The organism is Nonomuraea candida, from assembly GCF_000725485.1.
In the GTDB taxonomy this organism is placed as follows: domain Bacteria; phylum Actinomycetota; class Actinomycetes; order Streptosporangiales; family Streptosporangiaceae; genus Nonomuraea; species Nonomuraea candida.
Genome location: NZ_JOAG01000118.1, coordinates 1 through 1,530, shown reverse-complemented (window position 1 = coordinate 1,530; position 1,530 = coordinate 1). Strand labels below are relative to the sequence as shown.

1 protein-coding gene is annotated in these 1,530 nt (G+C 66.5%); it reads right to left on the bottom strand.

Annotated features, from left to right (window positions below):
• Nucleotides 1-13: 13 nt before the first annotated feature.
• Complete coding sequence (locus IO39_RS43280; RefSeq protein ID WP_211267392.1) at nucleotides 14-1,408, bottom strand: IS4 family transposase; 1,395 nt, start codon at nucleotides 1,406-1,408, stop codon at nucleotides 14-16.
• Between the last annotated feature and the right edge of the window lie 122 nt (nucleotides 1,409-1,530).

Here is a 1,530-nt window from a genome sequence, read left to right as displayed (position 1 = left end):
CAATGCCGGGAAGTTAAGGGCTTTGGGCTGCTGTCAACTGGTGTTCGGTGAGGACGTCGATGGTGGTGCTCGCGCGGTGGTTGGTGCGGTCGACTTGTCCTTTGGCTCGGTGTTTGGAGATCGCGCGCTTGACGATGCGTGGGCTGATGCGTTCGCGGCGTTGTGGCAGGGGATCTTCAAGGAGGGCGCGGCCGATACGTCCCAGCAGGTCGATGGTGGTGTCGGTGAGGATGCCGGCGGCGTGGATCACTTGATCGCGGGCGGTCAGCAGGGCGATAGTGAAGCTGGCCCGGTCATCGCTGATGCCGGGATGGGTGGCGGTGGCCTCAGCCATCGCCAGCCGCAGGACCTGGTAGGTGGTGAGCAGGGCGTAGATCTCCTGGTCCACGCCTGCCGGGGTGCGGGCGCGCAGGACCCGCCCGCCCAGAATGGTCGACTTCAGCTCGAGGTAGATCGTTTCGATTTCCCAGCGCTGGTGGTAGAGGACGACGAGGTCCCGGGCCGGGTAGCGGTGCGGATCGAGCAGGGTGGTGATCAGCCGATAGTGGACGGTCCGCCGGTTGGTGCCGGACAGGGTGACGGTGATGTGGGCGTCGATGACGCGAATGGGCACCCCGCCCAGCACGCTGGTCCATGACCCGTCTGTCAGGGTGGCCAGCCGGGGCAGGGCCCGGTTGTTCTTGCAGCGGATCATCAGGTCCGCTCCTGTGTCGGCGATCGCTGTGACGAGGTCCTTGACCGCGAAGTTCCGGTCGGCCAGCAGCACCATTCCCCGCCGCAGGCAGCCGAACAGGGCGGGCGCATAGCTGGTCTCGCCGGTCTTGAACGGGCCGAAGGTCACCGCGAGCAGGGTCCGAGTGCCGCAGACCACCACGGCCAGCAGTCGGACGAGGGGATAGCCCGACCCACCATGTGAACCACTTTGATGCCCGTATCGGGTCAGATTCGCCGGGCTGTCGGGCACCGACATCGTGGTGCCGTCTATCGCACAAACCAGCAGCCCCCGCCACCGCAGCGCACCCGCGGGCGGGCCCGCCAGCAGGTCGAACAGCGCCTTCAACGGCGCTACCCCGACCCGGCGTCGCGCCTGGGCCAAGGCCGAGGACGACGGCAGCGAGCCCGGGTCGGTCAGGCCCGACACCAGCCGAGCCCATACCTGCCGATATCCCAGCCCGGCGAACAGCCCTGCCGCCAGCAGCAGATACACCACCACCCGCGAGGGCAGGTCCCGCAACCTCCGCTCGACCGCACCCGTTTCCGCCAGCGCCTCATCGACCATCTCAAAGGGAATGAGCTGGGTCAGCTCGCCCAGATGACCCGGCGCGAACACCCCCGCCGCGGTCCGGGTGGTCGATGTGACCGTGCTGATGGCGCAGGCCAGGACAGACCTGGCAGACTGTCGGCTCAACGGAGATCCAGTCTGTTACGGATGGTTGTGGAAGATCACCCGTTCTACTGGATCTCCGTTCTTCTGTCCCGGTTTCCGTGAACCCTTGACGTCCCACCTCAAGCGTTAACTAACCGGCATTG